Origin of the sequence: Microseira sp. BLCC-F43 (assembly GCF_041929235.1) — a bacterium.
Taxonomy (GTDB): Bacteria; Cyanobacteriota; Cyanobacteriia; order Cyanobacteriales; family Aerosakkonemataceae; genus Microseira.
Window position 1 is genome coordinate 22,916 of sequence record NZ_JBHFNP010000192.1, and the last position, 26,994, is coordinate 49,909.

Annotated in this window: 33 protein-coding genes; 29 read left to right on the forward strand and 4 right to left on the reverse strand. The window is 44.5% G+C overall.

Annotated elements, in window-relative coordinates:
- The first annotated feature begins 47 nt into the window (after positions 1–47).
- The 24 genes from ACE1CM_RS26520 (at position 48) to ACE1CM_RS26635 (ending at position 18,286) form a co-directional block, all read left to right on the forward strand.
- Positions 48–1,211, forward strand: a complete 1,164-nt coding sequence (locus ACE1CM_RS26520; RefSeq protein WP_374881848.1) for a phage tail sheath family protein — start codon at positions 48–50, stop codon at positions 1,209–1,211.
- Positions 1,212–1,304: 93 nt separating this feature from the next.
- On the forward strand, positions 1,305–1,757 hold the full coding sequence (locus ACE1CM_RS26525) for a phage tail protein (RefSeq protein ID WP_374881849.1): 453 nt from the start codon (positions 1,305–1,307) through the stop codon (positions 1,755–1,757).
- A 379-nt stretch (positions 1,758–2,136) separates the two neighbouring features.
- A complete protein-coding gene (locus ACE1CM_RS26530) occupies positions 2,137–2,502 on the forward strand; it encodes a phage tail assembly protein (RefSeq protein ID WP_374881850.1) in 366 nt (121 codons plus the stop codon).
- Positions 2,503–2,522: 20 nt separating this feature from the next.
- A complete protein-coding gene (locus tag ACE1CM_RS26535) occupies positions 2,523–2,657 on the forward strand; it encodes a DUF6760 family protein (RefSeq protein WP_374881851.1) in 135 nt (44 codons plus the stop codon).
- A gap of 26 nt (positions 2,658–2,683) precedes the next feature.
- A complete protein-coding gene (locus tag ACE1CM_RS26540; RefSeq protein WP_374881852.1) occupies positions 2,684–4,135 on the forward strand; it encodes a hypothetical protein in 1,452 nt (483 codons plus the stop codon).
- Complete coding sequence (locus ACE1CM_RS26545) at positions 4,126–4,806, forward strand: LysM peptidoglycan-binding domain-containing protein (protein WP_374881853.1); 681 nt, start codon at positions 4,126–4,128, stop codon at positions 4,804–4,806. Before ACE1CM_RS26540 ends, ACE1CM_RS26545 begins: the two co-directional genes overlap by 10 nt.
- A gap of 15 nt (positions 4,807–4,821) precedes the next feature.
- Positions 4,822–5,937: a phage late control D family protein gene (locus ACE1CM_RS26550; RefSeq protein ID WP_374881854.1), complete on the forward strand. Its 1,116-nt coding sequence runs from the start codon at positions 4,822–4,824 to the stop codon at positions 5,935–5,937.
- A complete protein-coding gene (locus ACE1CM_RS26555; protein ID WP_374881855.1) occupies positions 5,934–6,623 on the forward strand; it encodes a phage baseplate assembly protein V in 690 nt (229 codons plus the stop codon). The genes ACE1CM_RS26550 and ACE1CM_RS26555 overlap by 4 nt, the downstream gene beginning before the upstream one ends.
- Positions 6,623–6,946, forward strand: coding sequence for a PAAR-like protein (locus ACE1CM_RS26560; RefSeq protein WP_374881856.1), 324 nt, complete (start codon positions 6,623–6,625; stop codon positions 6,944–6,946). Before ACE1CM_RS26555 ends, ACE1CM_RS26560 begins: the two co-directional genes overlap by 1 nt.
- A 69-nt stretch (positions 6,947–7,015) precedes the next feature.
- Complete coding sequence (locus tag ACE1CM_RS26565; RefSeq protein WP_374881857.1) at positions 7,016–7,399, forward strand: GPW/gp25 family protein; 384 nt, start codon at positions 7,016–7,018, stop codon at positions 7,397–7,399.
- 5 nt (positions 7,400–7,404) lie between these two features.
- Positions 7,405–8,544, forward strand: a complete 1,140-nt coding sequence (locus tag ACE1CM_RS26570; protein WP_374881858.1) for a hypothetical protein — start codon at positions 7,405–7,407, stop codon at positions 8,542–8,544.
- 17 nt (positions 8,545–8,561) lie between these two features.
- Entirely contained in the window at positions 8,562–9,884 is a 1,323-nt protein-coding gene (locus tag ACE1CM_RS26575) for a hypothetical protein (protein WP_374881859.1), read from the forward strand.
- Entirely contained in the window at positions 9,832–10,779 is a 948-nt protein-coding gene (locus tag ACE1CM_RS26580; RefSeq protein WP_374881860.1) for a baseplate J/gp47 family protein, read from the forward strand. Before ACE1CM_RS26575 ends, ACE1CM_RS26580 begins: the two co-directional genes overlap by 53 nt.
- Positions 10,780–10,782: 3 nt before the next feature.
- Positions 10,783–11,709 (forward strand): baseplate J/gp47 family protein, encoded by a 927-nt coding sequence (locus ACE1CM_RS26585; protein WP_374881861.1) that lies wholly within the window; start codon positions 10,783–10,785, stop codon positions 11,707–11,709.
- Positions 11,696–11,923 carry a hypothetical protein gene (locus ACE1CM_RS26590; RefSeq protein WP_374881862.1) on the forward strand — a complete coding sequence of 76 codons (228 nt, stop codon included), beginning with the start codon at positions 11,696–11,698 and terminating at the stop codon, positions 11,921–11,923. Before ACE1CM_RS26585 ends, ACE1CM_RS26590 begins: the two co-directional genes overlap by 14 nt.
- 3 nt (positions 11,924–11,926) lie before the next feature.
- Positions 11,927–12,136 (forward strand): phage tail protein, encoded by a 210-nt coding sequence (locus ACE1CM_RS26595; protein ID WP_374881906.1) that lies wholly within the window; start codon positions 11,927–11,929, stop codon positions 12,134–12,136.
- Positions 12,137–12,142: 6 nt separating this feature from the next.
- Positions 12,143–12,748 (forward strand): hypothetical protein, encoded by a 606-nt coding sequence (locus tag ACE1CM_RS26600; RefSeq protein WP_374881863.1) that lies wholly within the window; start codon positions 12,143–12,145, stop codon positions 12,746–12,748.
- Between the two features lie 104 nt (positions 12,749–12,852).
- Complete coding sequence (locus tag ACE1CM_RS26605; RefSeq protein WP_374881864.1) at positions 12,853–13,131, forward strand: hypothetical protein; 279 nt, start codon at positions 12,853–12,855, stop codon at positions 13,129–13,131.
- Between the two features lie 139 nt (positions 13,132–13,270).
- The gene (locus tag ACE1CM_RS26610) at positions 13,271–14,809 is read left to right on the forward strand and encodes a polymer-forming cytoskeletal protein (protein ID WP_374881865.1); all 1,539 of its coding nucleotides are present in this window, start codon (positions 13,271–13,273) and stop codon (positions 14,807–14,809) included.
- 119 nt (positions 14,810–14,928) lie between these two features.
- On the forward strand, positions 14,929–15,174 hold the full coding sequence (locus ACE1CM_RS26615) for a hypothetical protein (RefSeq protein ID WP_374881866.1): 246 nt from the start codon (positions 14,929–14,931) through the stop codon (positions 15,172–15,174).
- Positions 15,171–15,299, forward strand: a complete 129-nt coding sequence (locus ACE1CM_RS26620) for a hypothetical protein (protein ID WP_374881867.1) — start codon at positions 15,171–15,173, stop codon at positions 15,297–15,299. The genes ACE1CM_RS26615 and ACE1CM_RS26620 overlap by 4 nt, the downstream gene beginning before the upstream one ends.
- A 70-nt stretch (positions 15,300–15,369) precedes the next feature.
- Positions 15,370–15,636, forward strand: coding sequence for a type II toxin-antitoxin system ParD family antitoxin (locus tag ACE1CM_RS26625; RefSeq protein WP_374881868.1), 267 nt, complete (start codon positions 15,370–15,372; stop codon positions 15,634–15,636).
- A 60-nt stretch (positions 15,637–15,696) separates the two neighbouring features.
- Positions 15,697–15,930 (forward strand): nucleotidyltransferase domain-containing protein, encoded by a 234-nt coding sequence (locus ACE1CM_RS26630; protein WP_374881869.1) that lies wholly within the window; start codon positions 15,697–15,699, stop codon positions 15,928–15,930.
- Between the two features lie 376 nt (positions 15,931–16,306).
- A complete protein-coding gene (locus tag ACE1CM_RS26635; RefSeq protein ID WP_374881870.1) occupies positions 16,307–18,286 on the forward strand; it encodes a DUF4157 domain-containing protein in 1,980 nt (659 codons plus the stop codon).
- A gap of 229 nt (positions 18,287–18,515) precedes the next feature.
- Here the strand turns inward: ACE1CM_RS26635 and ACE1CM_RS26640 are convergent, their stop codons facing one another.
- From ACE1CM_RS26640 to ACE1CM_RS26650, 3 genes are all read right to left on the reverse strand, one after another.
- Positions 18,516–19,229 (reverse strand): DUF4058 family protein, encoded by a 714-nt coding sequence (locus tag ACE1CM_RS26640; RefSeq protein ID WP_374881871.1) that lies wholly within the window; start codon positions 19,227–19,229, stop codon positions 18,516–18,518.
- A 95-nt stretch (positions 19,230–19,324) separates the two neighbouring features.
- On the reverse strand, positions 19,325–19,918 hold the full coding sequence (locus ACE1CM_RS26645; protein WP_374881872.1) for a Uma2 family endonuclease: 594 nt from the start codon (positions 19,916–19,918) through the stop codon (positions 19,325–19,327).
- A gap of 41 nt (positions 19,919–19,959) precedes the next feature.
- A complete protein-coding gene (locus tag ACE1CM_RS26650; RefSeq protein ID WP_374881873.1) occupies positions 19,960–20,808 on the reverse strand; it encodes a Uma2 family endonuclease in 849 nt (282 codons plus the stop codon).
- Positions 20,809–20,877: 69 nt separating this feature from the next.
- On the opposite strand from ACE1CM_RS26650, the gene ACE1CM_RS26655 reads away from it, so the two are divergent.
- Complete coding sequence (locus ACE1CM_RS26655) at positions 20,878–21,048, forward strand: hypothetical protein (RefSeq protein ID WP_374881874.1); 171 nt, start codon at positions 20,878–20,880, stop codon at positions 21,046–21,048.
- 102 nt (positions 21,049–21,150) lie between these two features.
- Positions 21,151–23,022, forward strand: coding sequence for an ATP-binding protein (locus ACE1CM_RS26660; RefSeq protein ID WP_374881907.1), 1,872 nt, complete (start codon positions 21,151–21,153; stop codon positions 23,020–23,022).
- A gap of 20 nt (positions 23,023–23,042) precedes the next feature.
- Here ACE1CM_RS26660 and ACE1CM_RS26665 read toward each other — a convergent pair whose 3' ends face one another.
- Complete coding sequence (locus ACE1CM_RS26665) at positions 23,043–23,249, reverse strand: hypothetical protein (RefSeq protein WP_374881875.1); 207 nt, start codon at positions 23,247–23,249, stop codon at positions 23,043–23,045.
- Positions 23,250–23,275: 26 nt separating this feature from the next.
- Here ACE1CM_RS26665 and ACE1CM_RS26670 point away from each other — a divergent pair, with 26 nt between their 5' ends.
- The 3 genes from ACE1CM_RS26670 (at position 23,276) to ACE1CM_RS26680 (ending at position 26,737) form a co-directional block, all read left to right on the forward strand.
- Positions 23,276–24,496: an ABC transporter substrate-binding protein gene (locus ACE1CM_RS26670; protein WP_374881876.1), complete on the forward strand. Its 1,221-nt coding sequence runs from the start codon at positions 23,276–23,278 to the stop codon at positions 24,494–24,496.
- Positions 24,497–24,506: 10 nt separating this feature from the next.
- Positions 24,507–25,697 (forward strand): ABC transporter substrate-binding protein, encoded by a 1,191-nt coding sequence (locus ACE1CM_RS26675; protein WP_374881877.1) that lies wholly within the window; start codon positions 24,507–24,509, stop codon positions 25,695–25,697.
- Between the two features lie 89 nt (positions 25,698–25,786).
- A complete protein-coding gene (locus tag ACE1CM_RS26680; protein WP_374881878.1) occupies positions 25,787–26,737 on the forward strand; it encodes a branched-chain amino acid ABC transporter permease in 951 nt (316 codons plus the stop codon).
- Positions 26,738–26,994 lie beyond the last annotated feature (257 nt).

The window sequence follows — 26,994 nt, forward strand, 5'->3', positions numbered from 1 at the left end:
CTAATTCTCTTGAATTTGCTATTAGCGATTGACTATTAGCAGTTTTAATGGTGCTGTTAAAGCAAGGGAAAATGCTGACCAACTATCAAATGCCTGGTGTTTATTTGCAGAAAGTATTTTCAATTCCAGAACCAGAACTGATTACAGGTGTGCCAGCATTCCTGGGTTTGGCAACTGCTGGGTCGTTTAATACCCCGCAATTGCTGACAGTTTGGCCTCAGTTTGAACAGCACTTCGGTCAGTCGCTATCCAAGAGTTACTTGGGTTATGCGGTGCGGGGCTTTTTTGAAAATGGGGGTCGCTTGTGTTATGTCGTCCGCATCGAAGAGGCGACTCAGAGTGCTTTGCCAGCGGGATTGGATGCGATCGCACCCCTAGACACCATCGACCTCGTTTGCGCCCCAGACATCATGCTGGCACGGCAAGAAGCGGATATAAGGGTGATGCAGAACGCTATTTTAGAGCATTGCGAACTTTTGGGCGATCGCTTCGCCATTCTCGATGCTTGGAATCGATCTATCCCAGAAATCCAGCAGCAACAGCAGCGTCTATCCAATATTAACGGTGCTTTGTATGCCCCTTGGTTGAAAGTTCCGTCTTTAGAAAAGGCAACAGGGACAACTCTATCAGAGGTTCCTCCTTGCGGTCATATTGCTGGAATTTATGCCCGTAGCGATCGCGCTGCTGGGGTTTACCAATCTCCCGCAAACTATGTCTTGGAAGGCGGATTAGATTTGAGCCTTACTATTACCAACGCTGACTTTGAACGGCTTAATTCAAAATCAGCAAAAACAGGCGTTAACTGCTTGCGTTCCTTAACCGGACGCGGTATCAGAGTCTGGGGAACGCGCACTTTAAGCTCAGATCCTAACTGGCGTTATATCAGCGTGCGACGGCTATTTTTAACAGTTTGTCGCTGGATTGAACGCAACCTTGCTAACGTTGCTTTTGCACCCAATGACTTCAAATTGTGGCTGGGGATAGAACGGGAATTAACCGCTTATTTCGAGTCGCTATTTCGACAAGGCGCACTCAAAGGTAACACACCCCAAGAAGCGTTTTTTGTCAAGTGCGATGCTGAAACCAACCCGCCCGAAATCAGAGATAGCGGCAAAGTCGTCACAGAAATTGGTCTAGCAGCAACGATTCCCTGCGAGTTCATTATCGTTCGCCTGATTCACGGTTCCACAGGAGTCACCGTAACGACTTAATTGGCAATCCAAAATCCGATCGGGATTTACAAGATTGCTTTCCCAATTACCCATTACCCATTACCCATTACCAAAATTGTAGGAGTTTTTACCATGCCCGATATCAAACCTCCCCACAAACCCGATCCCTATGCTGGCTATAACTTTTTTGTCGAATGGAATGGCATCATTCACGCAGGTTTCAGAGAATGTTCTGGTTTGAATTCTTCTCAAACTGCGACCGAATATCGCGAGGGAACAGACCCGTTAACTAAGCGAAAAATCCCTGGGTTGAATACCTATGGTAATGTCACCCTCAAACGAGGCGTTACCAACAACGACGAACTCTGGAAATGGCGGCAAAACCTGATGAAAGGCAATGCCGAACGTCGAGAGATTTCGATCGTTTTTCTTGACCATACCGGAACAGAAAAAATCCGCTGGAACTTAACCAACTGCTGGCCTACAAATTGGTCGGGGGTAGACTTTAATGCAACTTCTGATGAAGTGCTTGTTGAAAGTTTGGAATTAGTCCATGAAGGAATAACGGTGGATAAGTGGAGTTAAGGTGACTGTCTGATCGTTATATTTTAGATCCCCCCTAACCCCCCTTTAAAAGGGGGGAACCAAAGTCTTAAAAACCCCCCTTTAAAAGGGGGGAACCAAAGCGTTCAAAGTCCCCGCGAACCAAAGCGTTATATTTTAGATCCCCCCTAACCCCCCTTTAAAAGGGGGGAACCAAAGCGTTCAAAGTCCCCGCGAACCAAAGCCTTATATTTTAGATCCCCCCTAACCCCCCTTTAAAAGGGGGGAACCAAAGCGTTCAAAGTCCCCGCGAACCAAAGCGTTCAAAGTCCCCCGCTGTTTTGGGGGATTTAGGGGGATCAAAACTTGGCAAAAAGTGAAGATAAATCTAAAATCCAAAATCTAAAATCTAAAATTATTTATGGTGCAGCAAACAGAATTTACCTTTGTATTACCGCAAGGCTACATCGTTCCAGAAGGCAATATCCACCGCGAAGGCACTATGAGATTATCTACTGCCTACGATGAAATTGCACGGCTGCGCGACCCGCGAGTGCAGGCAAATCCTGGCTATTTGGTGATTATTTTATTGTCGCGGGTGATTACCAATTTGGGAACGCTTCAGCAGATTAATCCTAAGACGATCGAGGGTTTATTTTCTGGCGATTTGGTCTACCTGCAAGACTTTTATCAACGCATCAACCAAAACGGACACAGCCGCTTTTTAGTGACTTGTCCCCACTGCCAAGGTGAATTTGAAGTAGAAACTGTGCCGGTGGGGGAGTAGTTGGCTACCCGACCGATCGATTGCTGGAAGAGGTAGGATATATTGCCTATCATTTTCACTGGTCGCACGAACAGATTATGGGAATGGAACACCGCGATCGCCAGCAATGGGTAGATCAAATTTCTCAGATTAATCAGGGAATTGGTAATGGGTAATAGGTAATAGAAAAGGAGTAAGAGGAATGGTTAAAAAATTAGGGTTGAATGCTGCATTTGCGGTGGGAACCGATCTATCGGGGTTGAGATATGACGCTTACATGGCTTACAACTTTGTCATCGAAATCGATGGGTTGCTGACCGGGAATTTTTCAGAAGTAACGGGTTTAGAAAGTAAATTGGGGATGCCGAATTATTTAGACCCAAAATTGATACATAGATTGCTGCGCCCCATCGAACGACCGGGTGTTATTAATACTGGAATGGGTTGGGAAATTGTCAAGCGAGCGCAACAGTTTACTAATCGCTTGCCTTTGCTTTCTCATCTCACCCAACGATGGAATCGCAAAATCGGTTTTCAGGGAGATCAAATTCCCATTGTTTATGCTCAACCCCAACCCCAGGAAACTCCCACAACAAGATCGATTTCACCAGAATTAGGTCAGTCTCCTAGCAGTCAGCGAATGGTTGTGCAGGCGAAATTTGCACCTGGAAGCGCTGGCGCTAATAGACTTGTGCAAACAACAAATGATTTGGCAGGCGAGACGCATACCCCACAAGAGTTTTTGGCGACAAAACCAACGGGGGAAAACTTTCCTAGCAGTCAGCTAATGGTAGTGCAGGCGAAATTTGTGAGTGGAAGCGATCGCGCTAATAGACTGGTGCAAAAAACCAACCCAAAGGCAGGCGAGACGCCTACCCCACAAGAGTTTTTGGCGACAAAACCAAGGGGGGAAAACTTTCCTAGCAGTCAAACAACAGTCGTGCAAGCCAAATTTGTGAGTGGAAGCGATCGCAGCCTTTTTTCGCCCAAACCAACTCCCATCAGCACCACTGTGCCAATTGAGAAACCGCCACTTGAGCAAAGTTTAAGTCTCAATTCGCCAAATTTATCTTTGGAAACAAAGGCAATAAATATCGCTCGGCAACTAGAGGATTTATCTGGAGAAACTATTCATAATCCAAGACCTATTGTGCGGGCGCGATCGCAACCGCTACCTGCTAGCGATCGTATCATTTTCCCAGGCGCAAACTTGCCCAGTTTTGTGGAGTCGATTGGGGAAGCGAACGCATTTGATACCAGCACCGCAGTCCCAAATTTATCTGGAGAAACAATCCAAAATCCCAAATCTAAAATCCAAAATCCCATGGGTTGGTCTGGATTAGAAACCCCTCTCGTATTTTCCAGTCCCCATGTTAATACAGAATCGGTGCAGACAGAATTGGAAGCACCAAACCCAGGCATTACTGGGATATCGAGAACTGAAGGCATGACCCAAACTACGGGATTATCGAGAGAAGTTTCTCAGAATATACAGTCCAATGAAGAATCTAATATACAACAACCCAATAGACAAGATAGCTCTAACATCCAAATTTCCATCGATATGGAGGCATTAACAGACAAAATAGAACGCCAACTAATGCAGCGGTTAATTATAGAAAGCGAACCGCGAGTCAGGACAACATGGAGTTAGAAAAACTGACAATTTTAGGAGCAAGTAAATTCCCCATTTTCGACGAATATCAACCTATTATAGCCCTTTTCAATCCCCAGCAAATTTCAATTTCTAAGACAAGATGGCAGGGTCAAGGGAATAGCCTCCAGCCAGCAGACGAATCAGCAACTTTAACGGTCGAGTTGTTTTTCGATACTAGCCTGTTGAATGCCGAACAGATCAGCGGGATTGGCAGTATTATTGGACTGAATTTGTCAGGCAGCAGCCGACTTAAAGATGTCCGAAAATCCACTATAAAAATTTATCAACTAACTGAAAAGAAGAGCGGTTTAGGTGCGATACCTAGACCTCCTATCTGCCGAATGAAATGGGGACGCACTACAGTTTTATTTCAAGGATTTATCAAGCAATTAAATAAAACATTTACTCGTTTTCTGGCGGATGGAACGCCAGTTCGGGCTAAGCTGAACTGCAGGTTTGAGGAATGGATATCGCCAGAAATCAAACAAAAAGAGCAAAACCCAATTGATCGCCCAATTCGCATCGTGCGGCGTGGAGAAACATTGACCAGTATTGCTGCGGAAGAATACAACAATCCTGCACTTTGGAGAGTCATTGCTGCTGCCAATCGCCTCGATAATCCGCGCCAAATTACCCCCGGTCAACGCCTCACTGTTCCACCACTTTGATCGTTAAAAATAGAGATGTCCCAACCTAAAGGTACTGAAGTTCTAACCCCTCAAGTCAAAGTTGCGATCGCAGGCAACCCTCTGCCACCTCAAGCGATCGCCGATTTGTCAAGCGTAACCGTGGTGGAAGACCTAGAAGGTGCGGGGATGTTTACCCTTCAATTAAAGACTTGGGATTTGGTGAAAGGTGAACTGACGTGGGTTGATAACAACTTATTTGACTGCGGCAATACTGTGGAAATTAAAATGGGTTACGAAAAATTAGAAACTCTAATTATTGGTGATATTACGGGGTTAGAACCTAGCTTTTCCCAAGATTCCGCACCCACATTGACTGTGCGAGGTCACGCTCTCCGCCATCGTTTAATGCGAGGCACCCAAAGGCGCAGTTTTCTTGAAATGAAAGACAGCGAAATTGCCAGTCAAATTGCTAGCGAACGGGGACTAGATGCCAAAGTTGAGGATAGCAAAGAAAAATTAAATCGCGTTTTGCAATCTAATAAAACGGATTGGGAATTTTTGCAAGCTCGGGCAAAACGGATTGGGTATGAGGTGTTAGTTAAAAACAAGACACTATACTTTCGTCCGCCCCAAAATGCCAGCAGTCAGGTACTAAAATTAAACCGCGCAGACGATTTGCTGGACTTCTCTGCTCGACTGAGTACGATGAATCAGGTCGGACAGGTGGAAGTGCGGGGTTGGGATCCCCAACAGAAGGAGTTGTTTATTAGCAAGGTAGGTGTTGGTAATGAAACTACTAAAATGAAGGGTTCTATTAGCGGGCCGAAGGTGGCTAACCAAGAATTTGGCAAGACGAGTTATACGATTGCAAATGTCATTGTTTCGAGCCAAGCAGAAGCCAATCAAATCGCCTTAAAACTGTTCAACGAAATGGCATTGAACTATATCACTGGGGATGGCAGTTGTTTGGGGCGTACAGATTTGCACCCCGGTACGACGAGCGAAATTACTGGTATTGGTAAGCGCTTTAGCGGGTCTTATTATGTTACGGCTGTCACCCACTCCTACAGCAAAACTCAAGGTTATCGCACTAATTTTTCGGTGAAACGAAATGCGAGTTGCTCTCCCATTTTTCATTTTTTTATCAAAAATATAGGAGGTTATAAATGACAGGTAGAATACTATATTTGCTGTCTCCATCAGAGGATAACGATCGCTTTTATGGCGTGACGATCGGTACAGTTACCAATAATAAAGACGAAGAAGGACTGGGACGAGTGAAAGTGAAATTGCCTCGGATATCCGATACGGATGAGACTTATTGGGCGAGCGTGTTGACTCCAATGGCAGGAAAGGAAAGAGGCATCTATTTTTTGCCGGAAGTTGGCGATGAGGTACTGGTGGCTTTTGACCAAGGGGATGTAAATTTTCCGTACATCTTAGGGGGGTTGTGGAATGGCAAGGATAAACCGCCGGAAACGAATGAGGATGGTAAAAATAACAAGCGGCTGATTAAATCCCGCAGCGGTCATCAAATTATTTTGGACGATACGAAAGATGCCGAAAAAATTATCATTCAGGATTCGACTGGTAAAAACGAGATCGTTATCGACTCTAAAAACAATGCCATTATGCTTAAAGTGGAACAAGACTTAACGCTCGAGGCGAAAGGAAAAATCAGTCTAAAAACTAGCGGGGGCGATCTAGCGTTCGAGTGTAACAACCTCAATATTCAAGCCAAACAAAATTGCGAAATTAAAGCCAATGCTAACTGCAATATTGAGGCTAATGCTGGGATGGGAATTAAATGTTTGGCAGGTGTAAAAATCAATGACGGTGCTTTGGAGGTGACATAATGCCAGGAATGTTATTGCACGTCGGTGCAACGGTAAATTGCGATCATCAAGGACAAGCGCAGCCCAATTCTCCGAATCCAAGAGTGAAAGTAATGGGTAATCCTGTGGTGACTCAAGCTTCTCCTTATGCGATCGCAAGCTGTACAAATCCCCCGCCCCCTAACAATGTTGGCGCTTGCACGGCAGCCCAGTGGATTGGCGCGGCTACCAGAGTCAAAGTAATGGGACAACCCGTTTTATTGCAAGATAGCAAAGCAATTTGTATACCCACAGGTACGCGATTAACTGTTGCTGTAACTCAAACGCGCGTCAAAGGAATTTAAAGCATAAAGAATGACAATAAATTCCCAATTACCCATTACCAATTACCCATTACCAATTACCCATTACCCATGAATAGCAATTTTCTCGGAGTCGGATGGACATCCCCAGTGAAATTAGAAAATAATCAAATTGTCATGGCGCATTATGAAGAGTGCGTCCGCCAATCAATTTGGACGATATTAAGTACCGCGAGGGGAGAACGGTTGATGCGTCCGGATTTTGGTTGTGGAATTCACGATTTGGTGTTGGCAAATAACAGTGCTGGCACGATCGGAACGGCGAGCGATGAAGTGCGTCAAGCGTTAATTCAATGGGAACCGCGCATCGATGTATTGGATGTAGATGCGAGTCTTGATCCAAGCCAATCAAACCGATTGCTGATTCAGGTTAATTATCAAGTTCGCACGACAAATAATCGATTCAATTTGGTTTATCCATTCTATTTGGGCTAACTCTTATGTCGATTCAACCGCCAAAGATTGACAACCGTACTTATGAAGATATAGTCGAACAAACGGTCAAGTTAGTACAACATTATACCGCCCAGGAAAGTAGCGAATTAGTCGATAATAAAGCAGAATTTTTGCGCGAGCGCACTCTCGCCGAGGACATCAAAGACACTGACGGCAAGATAATCGCGACTGCCGGGACGTTAATCGACGAAAATTTAGCAGATGCGATCGCAAAAGTCAAGGGTTTAGAAAAAATTAATGTTAAGGTCAAAGGCTGGTTGAAACCTGAAAAGCCTGACGCAGGTTTGGCGCTGATTCGCATTTTTGGGCGGATGGTAGCAACGGTGAGCGATCGCCTGAATCGAGTCCCTGAAAAAAACTTTCTCGCTTTTCTAGATTTGCTCGGTACGCAAATTTTACCACCCCAGCCAGCGCGAGTTCCATTAACTTTTTCTCTGGCATCTGGCGTACCAGAAAATACAACAGCTTTGGTTCCAGCTTACACGCAAATTTCTGCGCCACCTGCCGAGGGAGAAGAGGAAGAAGTTGTCTTTGAAACAGAAAGCGATGTGCTGGTAACGCCAGTGCAATTGCCAGCGGTGTTTGTACGACAGTTAGAGGCAGATAAGTATAGCCATCGCACGTTACAAGCAACAGGAAAACAAGTTACTGCTTTTTTAGTTTTTACACGAGATACCGCGAGCGAACATAGTCTTTACTTACCTAGCGACCAACTATTCACGTTACCTGCCCCTAAAACAGTCACGCTAACTGTTGAAACCTCGAACGCAGAGGATTGGAATAAGTTATCTCTCGCTTGGTCTTATTGGGATGGAACTGCTTGGCAATTGCTATTATCTCCGAATTCAACAAATCTGGTCACACTTGACAACTTTCCAGCCATTACTCCCCATACAATTGACGGTTTAAATTCGGCTTGGTTGCGCGTTAAACTGATTTCATCGCTTGCGGCATCACCACAGATTAATCGCATCACTGCCACCGTCAACATCCAGCGAAACAATTTAGCTCCCGCTCGATGCTTTTTCAACAGCATTCCTATTGATTTGAGTAAAGATTTTTATCCATTTGGCGAACAACCCCGTTTTAATGACACTTTCTATATTGCTAGCCAAGCCCCCTAGAAAATGCCAGAGTACCGGTGACAGTGAGGCTAAGTGAAAATTTACCTATCAATCCGAATGGCGGTGATGTGGAGGTGGTTTGGGAAGCTTGGAATGCGAGTAATTGGGAAGCGTTGCAACTCACTGCCAAAAACTTGAATGGACAACCAATTACAGATTTAAAGTTGTCACCAATCAAATTTACAGCGAGTGGCAAGGTAGAGTTTACACTCTCGCGACCTGGAACTCAAATTTCAGTTAATGGCGAGACTAATTACTGGCTTCGTATTCGCATTATCAAAGGAAATTACGGGAGTGGAACTACGTTAGGTCAACCCATTAATTTGACTTACTTAAGCCAAAAAGCCAACCCCACAGAAAAGTCGCTAACTGTTCAGAATGTGAGAGGCTTTATGCTGGATGATGCTGTTTTGATCGTGGCGGCAAACAACTCACAAACAGGTTCAATTAAGGATATTATATTAAAGTATAAAAAGCTCATTTTGGCAGAAAATATCAACCAAGAGTTCCCAGTAGGAACGACAGTGATGCTGAACTCATCTGCCAGTTTCGCACCACCATCAGTGGGATCTATCCAACTCGACTATACCTATAATAAAAGTGCCAACCTTTCCACCTGCGTGACTTATAATAATTTTACCTATGTGAAACAGGTGATTACAAATAACACTGGATTCTCACCGTTCGCTCGTTCAACTGATACCAAACCCTATTTATATTTGGGTTTCGATCGACCTTTCCCCAATCCAGCGATCGCGCTTTATTTCCAAGTAGAATCCCCAACCTCTGAAGAATTATCGGTAGAAACGACAAATCCCACATCGCCTCGCTTAGTTTGGCAATATTTCAACGGCAAAACTTGGGAAAATTTGAGCGTTATTGATGAAACTTCTGCCTTTGGCGATCGCGGACTGATTAAATTTATCGGGCCATCTGACTTTAGGGAAACTCAGGAATTTGGCAAAACCCTTTATTGGTTGCGCGTCCGTTGGGAAAGCGGCAACTTCCGAGTGCAACCGCCCTGGCGTCGCATCCTGACAAATACGATTTGGGCAAGTCAAACTACAACGCTGCAAAATGAAATTTTAGGTTCGAGTAATGGCAACCCCAATCAAACATTTTACACCGTACAATCGCCAGTTTTGTCAGGTCAGCAGTTGGAAGTACAAGAACCAAAAATACCGTCCCTAGAAGAACAAATTGCGATTGAAAAGTTAGAAGGAAAACAGGCAATTACCATTGTTCGAGATGAAACGGGAGAGGTTGAAACTGTGTGGGTGCGATCGCATGAAGTCTCGGAATTTTATCAGTCGGGAATGGGCGCGCCACTACACTATTAATCACTTAACTGGAGAAATTCAGTTTGGCGACGGAAAATATGGCATGATACCGCCTCAAGGTCGCAATAACATTCCCATGACGCGACATAAAACGGATGGCGGCGCGAGAGGTAACAAACCTGCTAACACCATCAATCAATTAAAAACGACAATTCCTTACATCGATCGCGTTATCAATTTAGAAGCTGCTGCTGGTGGAAGCGATCGCGAACCCATCGATCGAGTGCAGGAAAGGGGGCAAAAATTTATTCGCCATCGGGGTGGCGCTGTCACCGTTCAAGATTTTGAAGATTTGGCTTACGAAGCATCTGCCGATATTGCCAGGGTAAAAGCGATCGCGCCTACTTACGATCCCCTGACTGAAGAGTTGTGGTTAGACCGAAACATAAAACAAGAAGAACGGGATGCCAGAGTAAATAAACTCAAAGAAATTAAGGCAGGTTTAGTCAAACTGTTTATCGTTCCCCGCAATGATTCTCCTCAACCTATTCCTAGTTTGGCACTGATTGATCGCGTAGAAACTTACCTGCGCGATCGCGCTTCTCCGACACTTAACCTCTGGGTTGGTAGTCCTCAATGGCTGCAAGTTTCGGTCACGGCGGAGGTTGTTCCCACTGCCTTAGAATTTGCCGATGCTGTCAGGACTGCGGTTATCCAGCGGTTAGAAACCTTTCTCCATCCTCTGACAGGTGGTGTCAGCGGACAAGGATGGGAATTTGGCAGAGAACCCCACGAATCTGATTTTTATTCCTTAATTGAAGCGATCGATAGTGTAGATTATGTCCGTTCTTTATCGGTCAAAATCGAACCCGAACCGCCATCACCGCCAGAACCTTTTCTGATTTTTTCTGGCAGTCATAATATTACCTTGTTTTTATCCGAAATAGGAGGTTAATCGATGTCTATCCCCTTACCAAACCTCGACGATCGCACTTATGAAGACTTAGTAGAAGAGGCGCGATCGCTTATCCCGATCGAATGTCCCGAATGGACAGATCGCAACCCCACCGATACGGGAATTATTTTAATTGAATTGCTGGCTTGGTTGACCGAAATGACGCTTTATCGCGTGAACCGAGTCAGCGATCGCAACTACGAAACTTTTTTAAATCTACTCAAGGAAACACCCTGGAAATTACCCAATGACTTGGTAGAACCACAGGCACGAGAAGCCGCACTTGAGGAAGAAACGCGCAACACAATTTTAGAATTGCGGCAGCGATATCGCGCTGTGACTAAGGAGGATTTCGAGCAGCTTGTTTGGCAAGATTGGGAGCAAAAAAATAAGATTAAACGAGTGTATGTAATCCCAGACTGCGCTCGGGAATCATCCAACAACAATGCTCCTGGACATATTAGTTTAGTTATCGTTCCCGCTCGCGTCCAAGTCGAACCAATCCCTCAATTATACCAAGAGCTAAAACTGTGGTTGGATCAGCGAAAATTGCTGACGACTCGCCTTCATATCGTGCAACCAAATTACGTAACCTTCAACATCAGTGCTGACTTATATCTAGAAGATGGTGCCGACATTAAACAAGTAGAACAGCTCGTGCGGGAAGAAATCAACACCTTCTTTCATCCCCTACAATCTGGAACTTATTGGGATGGGAAAGGCTGGCGCTTTGGTCGAAATGTTTATCCATCGGAAATCTATGCCTTACTCGATCGCGTGTCGGGAGTTGATTACGTTAAAAATCTTGTACTTTCTGAGTCAAAGGAAACTGCCACAACCGATACTGTTAATAGTATCCCTCGCGATCTCGTAACAATAGGTCAGGTTACTCTCAAGTTTAAGGATCGATTAGGTAATGACTGGCGATAGCAGCGATTATCTTAAATATCTTCCAGCAATACTGCAAGCTGATGATGTCATCGCTCGCTTTTTGCTGGCATTTGAACAGATTTTAACTGGGAGCAATTTCCCCTCTGAAAAGAATCCCGACATTATCGATCGGTCGTCCTCTCATCCCCCTGGATTAGAAGCGGTTATTGGAGCGATTCATACCTACTTTAACCCCGATTTAACGCCAGAATAATTTCTGCCTTGGTTAGCCAGTTGGGTCGCTTTAAGTCTGCGAGATAATTGGCAACCTGACACCAAACGCAAGTTTATTAAAAAAATTGTTCCTTTCTATCGCCTGCGCGGTACTAAAGAGGGATTGGAACAAGTTTTGAGGCTTTATTTGAAAAGTGTCAAATTACCAGAAAACGTCACCATTTACCAGGATGATTATTTCCCAGACCACTAATTTCAAGTGGAACTAAGGCTACCCAGACTAGAGTCCAGCCGTTATTGGCAGCAAGTCCGCATTGCCAAAGCAATTATCGACCAAGAAAAGCCCGCGCATACATATTACGGCTTGAAAATTCAAGTACCGTCAATGCAGATTACGGGCAATGTTTATGCCGTTCAGATTAAGCCAATTAATTTTCTGTATTTGGTCGGTTTCCAGGTAACATACAAAATCGCTGTCAAAATTAGCCGTAAAGAGGAGGAAAATAACAATCTGAGATTGAGTATTAAAGGAGGGTTCGCAGAAGTGAAGGTTTACAATTATCAAATCGGTACGGGCAATCTGGAAGTCAGTTATACTTTAAATGAACAAGAAATTAAGACGGTTAAAGATTGGTATGTCGCCATCGATAATTTGATCGATCGCGATGCCACAGGTTCCATCTCGATTACAACAACCTACTCTGAATCTAAATCGAAACCACCGTCACAACTTAAATCGGAAACCCAGTCCCAGGAATACACATTCTTTGTGCCACCTGGATTAAAAATATTCACAAAGCAGGAAGATAAATATGTAGATGGTAATACCTGGTTAGGAACCGAGGGAATCGAAGCCAAAAAATAACACGCTCGCCACATAAGCAGACAAAACTCACAAGTAAAAAGAAGTCGCTGTTAGCCATTCTCTATTTAATCGCCAATAACCAATAAACAAAGGAGACAAAAGTCATGGCATCCAATGAAATTAAGAAACCAACTAACAAACGTCCAAACTATTTTGCCGGACAATACCTATTAGAAGACGACTTTCAACTCGAACAACAATACCACATCGATCGCCAGCGCTGGCATCATCATTTACTCCATATCTCCGGCATTGCTGAAAAACTTAAAGTTACTAAAGGAGAAGGCGATTTAGCTGTAACCGTATCAGAGGGAAGCGCGATCGATCCTCAAGGACAGCAGATTATCTTGCTCGCTCTCCAAAAAATAGATTGTCACTACTAATAATACCCCAATTTCTGATGGCACTTACACCTTATATATTGGATATAGCGAACAAAAAACTGACCAACAAACACCAGGAAATGATATTACCAGCAGGCGGTGGCAAGCCGAGCCTGAATTTAAATTGAGTTCCTCAGAATTGAAAGATTTTATCCCCTTAGCCAAGTTAACAATTAGCAGCAATGTAGTTAAAGGCGACATAGACAATAGCGTTCGTGTATATTCTGGCTTGCGCTTGCCAAGTCCTGATGGAGAGATTTCTCTCAGCTTTAAGAGTTATGGCTCTGGGAGTTTTGCTGAATTTAATAGTAGTTTAAAGGTCAGAGGCAAACTTTCTGTGACAGAAAGTGCCACCTTTGATAACAACGTTACGACTGGCAATCTAATTGTAAATGGAGAAACTAACCTCAAAGGCAAACTTTCTGTGACAGACAATGCGACGTTCACAGGCAAAGTTGTTATCGGTACGATAATAGAAGACACCGAACCCACTCAAAAGTTGGAAGTCAATCGCAAGGTTAAAGCATCAGAATTAGAAGTGGTTAAAGTAAAAACGCCTGATAATTTCAGTTCTATGGCATCCTTTGAAAGTAAAAATACAGATCCGCCTTATGTCAATTGGTTGCACAACAGAACTGGAGGAAATTCTCTTCGCTATGGATATATTCAGGGAGGAGATTTTGGAAATAGTAAGGAATTAAGATTTTTTGCAGACAATGGAGCTAACTTTACATTCTTAAACAGCAACGTTGGTATTGGGACGAAAAATACTCCACAGCGATTAAGTGTACAAGGAGGAATTGGCTTTACTGGTGATGGCCTTAATGCCAATGATAAAAAACTTTATTCCCCTGCTGATGGAGTATTGGAATGGATGACTCATGAGGAGGCGATAGGTCATGGTTTTGCCGTAAGTCATCAAGGGGAAAAGAAGGTATTTTTGAATATCAATGGAGATAGTTATTTCAAAGGGGGTAATGTTGGTATCGGCACGGCAACTCCAAGTGCGAATTTAACAATACAGACACCCGCTGATTACAGTGGAGATACAATTCGATTTGAAGCCAAAAAAGAACCCTCTCTCTACTATTTAAACTTGAACACAAATGTGACAGCTGGCGTGGTGAGGTGGGTCTTCGCTCAAAAGAACAATAATACTACTCATCCGAACGTCCTTGCATTCGATCGAGGCAACGTCGGTATCGGTACAACAACTCCAAGTGCTAAATTGGAAGTTGCTGGCAACGTCAACGTTGCAGGAATCATTCAAGCCAAAGGGTATAAGACAGCAATATTTACTGCTGGCGGACTCAATGAAACAGAGGTTACATTAAGTTCAGTTAACACATGGTTTGATTTTCCTAGTCTCTCGCGAACTTTTACTCTGTCTGCAACTGCCACTGTTATAGCTTTTTATAAAATATCAATGGCAAATCAAGAAACAGACACAAAAAATGCTCATTTCGTCACCAGATTATTTGTGGATAACACAGAGGTTTCAAGAACAATTACTGGAAATACCACATATTGGGGAAACAGCGACTTCTGGGTAGGCGAATTAGCCCAAGGTGAACATACTATTAAAGTTCAATACCGCACCCCAGCAGGGGCTAAAAATAATCCCCAAAGCAGCGACTGGCAGAATCGGGTACTTCGAGTTATGATTTTTGGTTCATAAATCTAGATTCGCCAGATTCTTTTAACAGTAATATCAATCATTCATAGCACTATAATTGCATCAATATAAACTTATGAAACAGGGATTAATCTTGATTGAAACAAAAAAGTTTATCGGATATGAAACAACAACTCGAAAAACGTCTCCAATCCCTCAATGCTGAATTTGAAGCCGGTCAAAAAATGTTGGCAGACTTAGAAGCAAAACAAGCACATCTGCGAGAAACTTTACTTTGCATCAGTGGAGCGATTCAGGTGCTAGAAGAAGAATTAAGCAAAGCATCTGAAGCAGACGACAATGGCAGTCAGCCAGTGGAAACCGTCAGCGCAGAAGTCGTAACAACATCAGGAGATGCAAGTTTATGATTGTTGCCATCCCAATCAAAAACATTCAGCTAAACTCAGGTAGCGCGATCGCTCGTCGAAACCCAATGAGCGAGGCGGTTGGTAAATTGATGATAGATGCGATCGCGCCAGGAACGTCAATTTAGTCATCAAAAACCTAACTCCTTAGCCCCATGAGGGAAAGGTAAAATTATTGGCAGCATAGGGTCTAAGATTATGAGTATTATCCTCACACCAGAGCAAGAGCAGTTTATTCGAGATCAGATGGCGCGGGGTCGGTTCAAGTCCCCAGATGAGGTGCTGGCTGAGGCGTTTAAGTTGCTTCAGGAGAAGTATCAAGAGTACGAAAGCTGGATTGAGACGGTGCGCCAACAGGTGGATGAAGCAGCAGCAGAGTTGGATCGAGGTGAGGGTATTCCGTTGGAAACAGTGATGGAGCAGTTGCAGGATAAGTTTCGGCAGGCGAAGGGATTGGGGAATTAATTGAATGAATCGTTAGGCTCACCATGATTCAAACATTACCAAAACTATTAACCAGAGAGTATGCAATTAACCATCATCAACGATCAGCTGAAAACGATCCTCACTCAATTGCGATCGCAATTTGAAACCCTGTACGGCGATCGCCTCCTCCAAATGATTCTCTTTGGTTCTCAAGCGAGAGGTGACGCACGTCCCGACTCCGATATCGATGTCTTAGTCGTTCTTAAAGGCGCGGTAAATCCTGGTGAAGAAATAGAAAAAACCGGCAATATTGTAGCAAATTTATCCCGATAAAATGATACAGTCATTAGCTGCCTGTTCATGGATGAATATCGATTCATTAACCGCAATGGCGCTTTGCTGAGAAATATCCGCAAAGAAGGAATAGTGCTATGACAGAAGACCAGCTTGAATTCCTGTTAACTGAATACTGTTACAATCGAGCAAGCTAACGAACAAATTGTTTATGCCGAGCAATTTTTAGAGTTAGCTGAAAACTTAATCGGAACATTGCCTCCACCTTAAAATTAAGCGCTCGCTCCACCTCAATCCCAAAATGCGATCGCCTGTTGAAACCCAAGCAAGAAGGCAGTTGGTGCATCGACGATCGATGCGATCGCAACTGGGAACCCGATCGCGTATTTCATACCCAGTTCTCGAGGAAAATTTTATGGAACGCCAACACCTGAGCCAAACTAAAAATGCGATCGCTCCATCTCAAACTAAAAGTAGTGCGCTCGCTGGCTCTTCCACGCACCCCATTGAGGAATTGCAAGGCGCGATCGGCAATCAAGCTGTTAACCAACTCCTGGCAAATCAACCTTCCATACCACAAAAACCGCTGTTTCGGGGTTTATTTCCAGAGTTTCGCAGTGATTTGATGCAGATAAAAAAACCCATTCAAGCGAAGGAAGCTGATAGTGCTAGTGTATCTCAAGCGCAGACAGAAAACAAAACCGGACTACCGGATAACCTCAAAGTAGGGATAGAAAACCTTTGTGGGATAGCGATGGATGATGTGAGGGTTCACTACAATTGCTCTAAACCTGCCGAGTTGCAGGCTTTGGCATATACTCAAGGGACAGATATTCATGTGGCACCGGGACAAGAAGAGCATTTACCTCATGAAGCGTGGCACGTTGTACAGCAGATGCAGGGAAGGGTAAGGCCAACAATACAGGCACTGGGTGTAGGGATTAATGATGATCGCGAGTTGGAAACAGAAGCAGATGTGATGGGGGCAAAAGCAATCCACCTTCCCCAAAATGCTTATCAACCTATGGTATCTCAACCTTCCATACCAATTGTTCCAGTCAATTCCGATGCGATACAAAGAATCTACGTAGATTCTGGAACAAATGAAGAATATGATACCGATAACATGAGCAACAACAAGATTCATGCGCTTGCATTACGGTTTGATCAACTTCACAATGCTGAAGTCCCTGTTCAGGAACAGGATGCCACAGGCGGTGGTGAGGTATCGCCGGATAAGCTTCCAGGCATATTTTCTGCTCCCAACCAGATGCAACCATCAGGCGTTACAGTACTCCAGGCAAAATGGAAAGATGACAAAACGCTCATGAACAATGCACACGAAATGGAACACAATGTGGGTGTTCCACCAGGGAGTGTAGCTGTTGGGAGCGAAGCTGAACAGACGCTGAACTCAACAACAGATACTTTTCTCGTAGCTCCTGCTGCAACGCTTGGTCAGCAAATTCGTAATCACCTATCAGTCCGGGTAATGCTGGAAGACAAACATATTGTAGGTGAATCAAGGCATGGTGCCGACACCTGGAACAATGCTACAGCTCCCTGGTCTTATCTCCCCAAGATGCGGGAAAAGTACAAGACATTTGGCAAACCAACCGAAAACAGCATTGCCTTAGCAGATCAGCCGATCGAAGATGAGTTAGGCGGTAAGACTCGGAGTGTCACTGGTGACTTAGCCCTAGAGGGACAAAACGAGTATGCCATCAGCGCCCTGAGTATAGTACAACAATTCCTCAAAGGATATGACCAGATTTATAATCTCACAGGTCCCGATAGTCAGAAAGTCAAAAATGATTTCTACAATATGTTGTTTGAAAGAATGCGCGAAGTCTATGTGGTGCTATTGCGATATCACAAAATTGGAGAGAGTCTGTTTGAAAAACCAAACAAGACACCAACGGAACAAGAGTATGTCAACCTTGCCCTGCAAATCTACGTCCATGATGGTTATGAGGAAGTGAAGAAAATTAGCACAAGTAATGCACAGGGCAGGGTCACTCAATTGGGTGGATGGATGCAACGAAATTTCTGGAAGAGTATCGAATCGATCCAAGACCTAATTAACCTGGTTATAAAAAGTGCGATCGATATCGAGAAATTCCCGAAGATGGCTCCGCTAATCACGCTCAATGCAGGTCGAGAGAGAAATCGAGACGATTGGTCACAACGGGTCAATCAAGCCATTATGAACCCTGAGACAAGGGATATCCGTGAGAACGAAATGATGCGGCGGATCAATGTCGCCCCTTCCCCATTGCTTGTCCAAGTTGGGGCTGCCCATATACCAGGGCTGAGAACTAAAGGGGTTCATGGGATATTGTACGACAAAGAACAAGACTTTGTGGATCGCACTACGAAGAAAACTAATCTCTGATCTTGTAGGGTGCCTGATAGCGATCGCATAGTGGATGCTTTTCATCCCAAAAGTGCGATCGCGAAGTGTGTCCCTTTGGGACAATCGCTTGTCTATAGGTTAGGTTGAATTACAAAATCAACCCTTACCAAAGGTTAGAGCGATCGCTCGCCCATAGCAACCTATAACACCGCACGCGATCGCTTTTTGTGAACCGTGGTTCACCTTTTTCTTTGCTCCTATTTAGTGATTATTCATTCAATTCAGGAATACGTTGCCTAACACAAGTATATTGGTAGGTCATTTCCAGATGAATCGGTAAATAAAGCCCACCTTTTAAAAACAGAGGTAGTATAGGAAGATTGTCTCCAATCGCCAGCGCTTCTTGCCAAAAATCAAGGTGAGGACTGCCATTTTTTTGACCAACTTGATAAGCAACGGCGTACAATCGTGCATCTAGGGGGTCAATTACCAAATTCAAGCGATTCATCAACTCGTTGTGCAAGTTTGCAGAAAGTATTGTGACGAGATCGACTATAATTAGTCCAATGCCTTGAGTCAGGTAAGTTTGACATTTAGAAGTAAACGCCGATCGCTGCCCTGGGCGGTCTTTATTCGCCGGACTAATTAACTCAATAGCTCCCACTAGCGTCGGTCCTGCTTGAGTACTAAAAATTTGAACTTCAACGACATCTGTGGTGAGTTGAAATGGCACCGTTGCAGTCGGTGAGCTTGGCTTCCATTCCAGCATTTCAGATGTTTGATGCTTTGGATTAACAGGTATTCGTTCGCTGAAAGCAGCCAGAGCAATTTCAATGCCAAATTGAGCGTTTGGTTCAGCAAAGTAGCCTTCTGGAAGACATTGGTTCAAGTCATCAGCAATATAGGTTGACCAGGCATTGTGAAAACTGTGCCAGTGTCGTCTGGTACTTAGAGGCGGGCGAAAGTGATCCCGGAGTACCATATCAGTTAAAACTACATCATCAATAAATTTTGATTCACCAGATACAACAAAATTGTAACGACTGTCTTGATGGTCATGCGATCGCCTATCCCCAGCTATTTCTGAAATCCCTGTTGAAAAGTCTTAATCGCATCAACATGATTCACCATATTGATGCAACTCAACAACAAATCCAGATCGATCCCTTTCACCTCTTCACTACTGGAAATCTTTTCATAGTAAAGCGCATCCCCCTCTCCTCGCAGGTGATAAACCTCCAACACTCCGTCTTCCCAAAACCAAACTTCCGGAATTTTCAGCCGCTTGTATACCTCCAGCTTATTGATACCGCCACTGGAAAATACTACCTCAATCGCCAGATCGGGTAGCCTACGACCTGGGGCAAGTTTATAGGATTTATCCGCCTCTCGCTTGACAGCACCTCCTTCACTTTCTAAAGTCATTGAACCAGTTGGAGTAAAGTCAAACCCTGCCACAAGCAGGAAAAGTTCCAACAATGCACCGATTCGTTCCTTAACAGTTTCGTGGGGTTCTCCAGGCATTCTTCTGATCTCCAAAACTCCATCCAAGAAAGAGAGTCGATATCCCGGACGGTCTAACAATTGCTCGACGGCTTTGAACTCTCTCCAAGTCAGTCCTTCAAACAGGAGAGGGGATTCTTTTTTGGGGAGTGCGATCGCTGGTATCATTTGAGTCTCCAGTTTGTTTCCTTTCTGAAAAATAGAGCATGTCAATCCAAAAGTTCTAAGCTAATTCCCAAAGCCTGCAACTGTTCTGGAGAAAGCGATTTCAGCCGTTCTGTTAGTTGCGATCGCTTTTGTTGTTCTTGTTTAGCCTGTTCTTCAGCAAGATTAGCCCGTTCCTCAGCAACATTAGCCCGATTTCGTTCTACCTCAGCCGCCTCCTGACCTGTTAACAACAAATTCCCATCTTCATCCCACCAGCGCAACCACAACTCATCGACATGACTCGAGTAACTCCCTCTCCATAAACCCAATTCCACCTGCATTGGGGGAATAGGATAGTGACCTCGTTCATTAGGTGTCATCCGCTGATAAGTAGTATCTACCAGATGATAAACTTCCAAAGTTTGATTTTGATAGATACCATAGTAAGGAATACGCATCACCTGCTCGTAAACCCAAAATTTCCCAGGTCGGATAGTTTCTCCCTCACCAGAACGCGATAAAGGAGTCCTGTCACGTTCTTCACTGCCATTACCAGAGGCAAACTCTAACACTATTGTGGGTGTAATAAACTCTCGCCACAACACATAAGAACGACGAATCTGACCATCAATTCTCGCGGGGACGCGAGGAACGTAGAACCAATCAGGTGCTTCAGCACCCTTTTCTGGAGGTTCAGTCTCGCGCCAGTAAATCCCGCAATCCTGACCGATGGCGTACTGTCCGTCGGGATGGAGACGCTGCAAAACAGGGTCAATGGAATCAGTAAGAAGAATACTTTGAGGATGTGCTTGAAAATTTTTCACAAACGTTCCATCCGATTCTGGCAGTTGGGTGTGGTCTGGAAACTGAGGGGGTACATCGATAGTTTCCCAGTTTTGTACAACGGACATAGGATTTAGGGGAAGAACAACAGAAGGCTTTGAGTTATAAACTTAGTGTAGCAATCGGACAGAGAAGAAATGGTTAACACAACAGAAGCGATCGCCAGCAATTCCCCACTCGAAGAATTACTTCCCCTATTACAGCGTCTAGACCAATTGTTAGAACAAGCTATAGCCGCCGCACAAATAGCTTATGGAACAGAAGCCGCACAATATCCCTATCGAGGACTGCACGTTAATCCAGAATAAACTCAACAGTTACTACAACGAAAACCAGCCGCACCAGTATTTGAACTAAACCATCAATTACCCACTCAACCTATTAGTAATTTAATTAAACAAGATTCGCGACTGGCACAGTTAATCCAGACTTTCGGACTGTCGGATTTTGATATAGATATCATTGCGATCGCTCTCGCCCCCGAACTCGATCGCCGCTACGAACGCCTCTACGCCTATCTCCAAGATGATGTTAGATGCAAGCGTCCCAGCGTCGATCTTGCCCTCAATCTGCTTTGTGTTTCAGCCGCAGATAAATTAGCGCGACGCATCCATTTTTCTGCTGATGTGCCGCTGATTCGGCATGATTTACTACACGTGGTTTCAGAAAGCGATCGCAGCAAATCTACGCTTCTCGCCCACGAATTGCACCTCGATGACCAAGTGGTTCGCTTTTTATTGCAACAACCCGGACTGGACGCGCGACTTGCTCCTTTCTGCCAACTAATCAACCCTACCACTTGCCTCAACGATTTATACCTGAATCCTGAAGTAAAACAAGCTTTGGTAACCTTAGTTATCGAAGATTGGCAAGCACAAAAAACGCTACAAATTTATTTTCAAGGTTCAGATAGAGTCAGTAAACATCTCACCGCTGAAGCATTAGCTGCAGCAATCAAAGCTCCTTTGCTATCAGCAGACTTAGCCAAAATTGCAGATAACAAAGCTAATTTTGCACCCACTTTAAAGCTGATATGCCGCGAAGCTTGGTTTCAGAATGCCTTGCTTTACCTAGATGGACTGGATGCCTTGCTAAACGACCAGGCTATTCTGTATGAGGATCTGATGAGAGCGATCGCACAACACAGAAGCATTACCATCCTAGCTGGCATCCAACCCTGGATACCTAATGCTGCTGTTCCAGTCGAAATGATAACCGTACCGTTTTCCATTCCCGACTTTGCCCAGCGTCGAATCTGCTGGCAAACTCAACTGACGACGGCAGGCATCTCGATCGATCCTACAGAATTAGATGCCCTAGCAGACCGCTTCCGCCTCACTCCCCACCAAATTACCAATACCGTCAAAAGTACTTGTAAAGCAGCTCGTTGGCAAGCAGCGGCAGAGAAAAACACTTCCCATACTTTATTATTATTTGCATCTGCCCGCGCTCAATCCGGTCACGATTTGACCGCACTAGCACGGAAAATAGAGCCTCAATATACTTGGAATGATATTATTTTACCAGACGACCATCAGACCCAGCTCAGAGCAATCTGCAATCAAACCAAATATAGAAATCTCGTGCATGAAGAATGGGGTTTCGATCGCAAACTATCCCTCGGCAAAGGTTTGAACGTGCTGTTTTATGGACCACCTGGAACTGGTAAAACAATGGCGGCTGAAGTCATCGCTCGCGAATTGCAACTCGACCTTTATAAAATTGAATTGTCACAAATTGTCAGCAAATATATCGGTAAAACTGAGAAAAACCTCAACCGTATTTTTACCGCTGCGGCTAACTACAACGCCATTCTTTTATTTGATGAAGCAGATGCTTTATTTGGCAAACGTTCTGAAGTTCGGGATGCTCACGACCGTTATGCCAACATCGAGATTGGCTACCTGCTGCAAAAAATGGAAGAGTATGAAGGACTAGCAATTCTGACTACCAACCTCCGCAGCAATATGGACGATGCCTTTGTCCGGCGGCTGCGTTTCATTATCGAGTTTCCCTTCCCAAATGAAAAGCAACGCCGTCAAATCTGGGAAAAAGTTTGGCCCGATACAACGCCTTGCAGTTCAGACATAAACTTAGATTTCCTAGCGCGTCGCTTTGAAATCCCAGGCGCTCATATTCGGAATATTGCGCTAGCAGCAGCTTTCTTAGCAGCAGACGATGGTAGAGTCATCAACATGGCTCACCTGCTCCAGGCTATTCGACGAGAATATCAGAAGCTTGGCAGAATTTTGATCGAAGAAGATATCCTTTTACCCAATTAATGGTGTGGTATTCCTTTAAATCAGCGTAATATCATGTCCGCTAGTATCGGACTCGTATGGTTAATTGCGTCGTAGGGGCGGGTTTTACGAGAAATCTTTGATTTGGGGCGAATTGTATTGATAAACCCGCCCCGTCGCTGCAATGCCGCAGCAAGAGGACATGATATAACCCACCAAGTTCCTGCACTAATGCCAATGGAGATGAGATACAATCTGCCCACAGGCATAAATTTTTTTCTTGTCTCGAACCTTTATGAAAAACTCTACTGCCCGTACCTCTGTCTTATTGGCTGCCTTGACTTTACTCATGACAGCTTGCACTCAATCGAATAACCCAACTGCCACCAACACCAGTCCTACAGGGACAGCAAGTGTTGCGGGGGGCATTCCAATTGGTGTTGCCTTAGCGCAAACTAGCAACGTGGCTTTACTGGGTCAAGAAGGCATCCAAGGAGCTAAAATTGCCGAAAAATATTTCAATGACAAAGGTGGCGTTGACGGCACTCCGATAAAATTGGTCGTGCAAGATACAGGCGGCGAAGAATCTGGCGCTATCAATGCTTTCAACATTCTGATTAATCAAAATAAAGTAGTAGGTATTGTTGGCCCTACGCTTTCCCAACAAGCCTTTAGTGCCGATCCGATTGCCGAACGCGCTAAAGTTCCCGTGATTGCTGCTTCCAATACTGCCAAAGGCATCCCCGAAATTGGTGATTATATCTCCCGCGTTTCTGCACCCGTTTCCATTGTTGCTCCCAATTCCATCAAAGCGGCGCTCAAACTGAATCCAAAAATCAAGCGAGTGGCTGTGTTTTATGCACAAAACGACGCTTTTAGCAAGTCGGAAACCGAAATTTTTCAGCAAGTAGTTAAGGATCAAAAACTGGATTTAGTAACCGTACAAAAGTTCCAAACCAGTGACACTGATTTTCAAGCGCAAGCAACTAACGCGATTAACCTGAAACCGGATTTAATTATTATTTCCGGCTTAGCTGCGGATGGGGGAAACTTAGTGCGGCAACTGCGAGAATTGGGCTATCAAGGTATCATTGTGGGCGGCAACGGTTTCAATACATCTAATATATTCGCAGTGTGCCAAGCTCGCTGCAATGGGGTTTTGGTGGCTCAAGCGTATAGCCCCGAACACCCGAATGAGATTAACAAAACCTTCCGCAGTACTTATCTGGAACAATTCAAAAAAGAACCACCCCAGTTTAGCGCCCAAGGGTTTACAGCCGTGCAAGTATTTGTAGAAGCGCTCAAAGAAGTGGATAAAAAGAGCGATATTGCTAAAATGCCCCTGGAGCAATTGCGAACCGAATTGAACAAGCAGCTTTTAGTTGGAAAATACGATACTCCTTTGGGTCAAATTTCATTTACGCCAGTGGGAGATGTGGTTCAAAGTCAGTTTTATGTCGCACAACTGAAAGTCGATCCAGATGGGAAGAATGGCAAGTTTGTCTCGGTGAAATAGTTGATCGCTTATGCAAAAACCATCTACCTGTGTATCTACCCTCCTAGCCACTATCGGATTATTGCTTTCTGCTTGCGGTCAGAATAACACGAGCAATAATCCTGACAATTCTATTTTGATTGGCGTAGCTTTGGCGCAGACTAGCAACATTGCTTTAATCGGTCAGGAACAAGTTGCTGGGGCGAAAATTGCCGAGGAGTATTTTAATCAGCAGGGTGGCATTAATGGCAAGCAAATTAAACTGGTGTTTCAAGATACTGGGGGAGACGAAACGGGAGCAATTAATGCTTTTAAAACCCTAATTAATAAGAATAAAGTAGTCGGGATTGTCGGACCGACTACTTCGCAACAGGGTTTTAGCGCGCATCCAGTGGCGGAGCGGGCAAAAGTGCCTGCGATCGCACCCTCCACCATCGCCAAAGGCATCCCCGAAATTGGCGATTTTATAGCGCGGGTTTCCCCCGGTCCCGACCTCGTAGTTCCCAAGTCGGTCAAAGCAGCACTTAAACTCAATCCAAAAATCAAAAAAGTCGCCGTATTTTACGCCCAAGACCAAGAAGCAATGGTCTATGAAACCAAAGTGTTTCAGAAAACGGTTACGCAACTGGAACTCGATATTGTAACGGTGCAAAAATTCCAAACCACAGATACTGACTTCCAAGCCCAAGCGACTGCTGCCATCAATTTTAAACCAGATTTGGCGATTATTTCCGGCCTGACGACAGATGGGGGAAACTTGGTGAAACAGTTGCGAGAATTGGGTTATAAAGGAGCGATCGTTGGCGGGAATGGTTTCAGTACTTCTAATGTCTTTCCCGTGTGTAAAAACTTCTGCAACGGCATCCTAGTTGCCCAATATTATAATCCGGCGCTGCCCAGCGAAATTAACAAATCTTTCGCTGCCACTTATCGTCAAAAATACCAAAAAGACCCCCCCCAATTTAGCGCCCAAACTTTCACAGCAGTTCAGGTATTTGTGGAAGCGCTAAAAGCAGTCGATAAACAATCTGACATTACTAAATTACCCCTAGAACAACTGCGGACAAAACTGAACAAACAAATCCTAGCTGGCAAGTACGAAACCCCATTAGGCGACATTGCCTTCACCCCAACAGGAGATATAATTCAGAAAGAATTCTCTGTCTCTAAAATTAAAATGGATGCCAATGGTAACAATGGTAAATTCTCATTAATAAAATAGTAAAATAGGGAATGGGTAATGGCTAATTGCTAATCGCTAATAGTAAGAACCAATTAGCCATTAGCCATTAGCCATTAGCCATTAGCAATATGTATTTAACTCTATTTATCCAACAAATTCTCAACGGTTTATCCATTGGCACCGTTTATGCAATTTTTGCATTAGGATACACCCTCATCTTCTCCATCTTAGGCATCATTAACTTTGCTCACGGGGCAATTTTTACCTTGGGCGCGTATTTCACCTATACATTGATGGGAGGAAGATTCGGTTTTAGCGGATTGCTTGCCAATGCTGCCTTACCCGTACAACTTCCATTTGCACTGGCGTTAATTTTAGGCAGCGCACTCGCCGGTTTAGTGGGAATTGCCATCGAACGCATTGCTTTTCGTCCTTTGCGGCGTAAGGGTTCAGATCCATTGCTGACTGTCGTTTCCAGCTTGGGAGTTGCCTTAGTAATTGTCAATTTAATCCAGTATTTAGTCGGTGCAGAAAACTACACCTTTCCAGGCGATACCTACGGCAACCTCCCTGCTGCGATTAACTTTGGTACGGCAGAAAACCCGATTCCGATTCGCACGGTTCAACTGGTGATTTTTGGTGTATCTGTGGTGATTTTGGCAATTCTTACTTATTTCATCAATTACACCAAATACGGCAAGGCAATGCGTGCCGTCGCTGAAGATGCAACGACGGCGAGTTTGTTAGGAATTAACACAGACGGTTTTATTGTCCTGACATTTTTCATTAGCAGTTTTTTAGCAGGATTGGCAGGAACTTTGGTAGGTTCAAGCGTTAGCATCGCCGGGCCATATTTTGGCATTGCTTTTGGTTTAAAAGGTTTAGCTGTTATTGTTTTAGGAGGGTTGGGGAGTATTCCCGGTGCAGTGTTGGGGGGTTTGGTAATTGGAATTGTGGAAGCTTTTGTCCCTGCGGAATATTCGGCTTATAAAGATGCGGTGGCTTTTGGGATATTATTTATTATGCTCTTGGTTAGACCGCAAGGTTTGCTGGGGCGGCGTTTGATTCAAAAGGTGTAGCCGCGTAGGGTGCGTTAGCCAGCAGAGTACGGCACTGGGGCGGCGTTTGATTCAAAAGGTGTAGCCGCGTAGGGTGCGTTAGCCAGCAGAGTACGGCACGACATAGCGTAACGCACCACATAGCGTAACGCACCACATAGCGTAACGCACCACATAGCGTAACGCACGACATTTTTAGCCCCTCACCCTTAAGGGTGGGGCTATACAAACTTGCGTCCGCAAGGCAAGGACTTGAGGGATATAGTAAAACCACAAGG

Bases quoted from the DNA above. Each gene is read 5' to 3' on its own strand.
- ACE1CM_RS26520 (WP_374881848.1), top strand. From the start codon at position 48: ATGGTGCTGTTAAAGCAAGGGAAAATGCTGACCAACTATCAAATGCCT.
- ACE1CM_RS26525 (WP_374881849.1), top strand. From the start codon at position 1,305: ATGCCCGATATCAAACCTCCCCACAAACCCGATCCCTATGCTGGCTAT.
- ACE1CM_RS26530 (WP_374881850.1), top strand. From the start codon at position 2,137: ATGGTGCAGCAAACAGAATTTACCTTTGTATTACCGCAAGGCTACATC.
- ACE1CM_RS26540 (WP_374881852.1), top strand. From the start codon at position 2,684: ATGGTTAAAAAATTAGGGTTGAATGCTGCATTTGCGGTGGGAACCGAT.
- ACE1CM_RS26545 (WP_374881853.1), top strand. From the start codon at position 4,126: ATGGAGTTAGAAAAACTGACAATTTTAGGAGCAAGTAAATTCCCCATT.
- ACE1CM_RS26550 (WP_374881854.1), top strand. From the start codon at position 4,822: ATGTCCCAACCTAAAGGTACTGAAGTTCTAACCCCTCAAGTCAAAGTT.
- ACE1CM_RS26555 (WP_374881855.1), top strand. From the start codon at position 5,934: ATGACAGGTAGAATACTATATTTGCTGTCTCCATCAGAGGATAACGAT.
- ACE1CM_RS26560 (WP_374881856.1), top strand. From the start codon at position 6,623: ATGCCAGGAATGTTATTGCACGTCGGTGCAACGGTAAATTGCGATCAT.
- ACE1CM_RS26565 (WP_374881857.1), top strand. From the start codon at position 7,016: ATGAATAGCAATTTTCTCGGAGTCGGATGGACATCCCCAGTGAAATTA.
- ACE1CM_RS26570 (WP_374881858.1), top strand. From the start codon at position 7,405: ATGTCGATTCAACCGCCAAAGATTGACAACCGTACTTATGAAGATATA.
- ACE1CM_RS26580 (WP_374881860.1), top strand. From the start codon at position 9,832: ATGAAGTCTCGGAATTTTATCAGTCGGGAATGGGCGCGCCACTACACT.
- ACE1CM_RS26585 (WP_374881861.1), top strand. From the start codon at position 10,783: ATGTCTATCCCCTTACCAAACCTCGACGATCGCACTTATGAAGACTTA.
- ACE1CM_RS26590 (WP_374881862.1), top strand. From the start codon at position 11,696: ATGACTGGCGATAGCAGCGATTATCTTAAATATCTTCCAGCAATACTG.
- ACE1CM_RS26605 (WP_374881864.1), top strand. From the start codon at position 12,853: ATGGCATCCAATGAAATTAAGAAACCAACTAACAAACGTCCAAACTAT.
- ACE1CM_RS26615 (WP_374881866.1), top strand. From the start codon at position 14,929: ATGAAACAACAACTCGAAAAACGTCTCCAATCCCTCAATGCTGAATTT.
- ACE1CM_RS26620 (WP_374881867.1), top strand. From the start codon at position 15,171: ATGATTGTTGCCATCCCAATCAAAAACATTCAGCTAAACTCAGGTAGC.
- ACE1CM_RS26625 (WP_374881868.1), top strand. From the start codon at position 15,370: ATGAGTATTATCCTCACACCAGAGCAAGAGCAGTTTATTCGAGATCAG.
- ACE1CM_RS26630 (WP_374881869.1), top strand. From the start codon at position 15,697: ATGCAATTAACCATCATCAACGATCAGCTGAAAACGATCCTCACTCAA.
- ACE1CM_RS26635 (WP_374881870.1), top strand. From the start codon at position 16,307: ATGGAACGCCAACACCTGAGCCAAACTAAAAATGCGATCGCTCCATCT.
- ACE1CM_RS26640 (WP_374881871.1), bottom strand. From the start codon at position 19,229: ATGGTACTCCGGGATCACTTTCGCCCGCCTCTAAGTACCAGACGACAC.
- ACE1CM_RS26645 (WP_374881872.1), bottom strand. From the start codon at position 19,918: ATGATACCAGCGATCGCACTCCCCAAAAAAGAATCCCCTCTCCTGTTT.
- ACE1CM_RS26650 (WP_374881873.1), bottom strand. From the start codon at position 20,808: ATGTCCGTTGTACAAAACTGGGAAACTATCGATGTACCCCCTCAGTTT.
- ACE1CM_RS26655 (WP_374881874.1), top strand. From the start codon at position 20,878: ATGGTTAACACAACAGAAGCGATCGCCAGCAATTCCCCACTCGAAGAA.
- ACE1CM_RS26665 (WP_374881875.1), bottom strand. From the start codon at position 23,249: ATGCCTGTGGGCAGATTGTATCTCATCTCCATTGGCATTAGTGCAGGA.
- ACE1CM_RS26670 (WP_374881876.1), top strand. From the start codon at position 23,276: ATGAAAAACTCTACTGCCCGTACCTCTGTCTTATTGGCTGCCTTGACT.
- ACE1CM_RS26675 (WP_374881877.1), top strand. From the start codon at position 24,507: ATGCAAAAACCATCTACCTGTGTATCTACCCTCCTAGCCACTATCGGA.
- ACE1CM_RS26680 (WP_374881878.1), top strand. From the start codon at position 25,787: ATGTATTTAACTCTATTTATCCAACAAATTCTCAACGGTTTATCCATT.